Genomic DNA, 562 nt, shown 5'->3' with positions numbered 1-562 from the left:
CCCCGAAGGAGGAGACGGCGGCGCGGCGGGGACGATCGACCACCGGCCACGCACGCGCCTCGGTCAGCACCCGCACCGACCCCCACTCCACCTTCGAAGAGGGCACATCCACATGCAACGACCGCGGCAACACCCCACACCGCAACGCCATCACCATCTTGATCACACCAGCCACACCCGCAGCCGCCTGCGCATGACCGATATTCGACTTCACCGACCCCAACCACAACGGCTCACCACCCACCCGCCGCCCATACGTCCCCACCAACGCACCCGCCTCAATCGGATCCCCCAACACCGTCCCCGTCCCATGCCCCTCCACCACATCCACATCCCCCACCGACAACCCACCCGCAACCAACGCCGCCCGAATCACCCGCTCCTGCGCCACCCCAGACGGCGCCGTCAACCCATTCGACGCCCCATCCTGATTCACCGCCGAACCCCGAACCACCGCCAACACCCGACGCCCGGACGCCACCGCATCCGACAACCGCTCCAACACCACCAACCCCGCACCCTCAGAAAACCCCGTCCCATCCGCACCCTCACCAAACGACTT

At 67.4% G+C, this 562-nt stretch carries 1 pseudogene; it reads right to left on the bottom strand.

Annotated elements, in window-relative coordinates:
* Positions 1 to 562 (bottom strand): annotated as a pseudogene (locus tag ABD329_RS48000) (polyketide synthase); the annotation flags it as partial.

This window comes from Streptomyces javensis (assembly GCF_039525925.1).
GTDB lineage: Bacteria > Actinomycetota > Actinomycetes > Streptomycetales > Streptomycetaceae > Streptomyces > Streptomyces asiaticus.
Note: the sequence above shows the minus strand (reverse complement) of the source record. Positions and strands in the feature narration are given on the sequence as shown.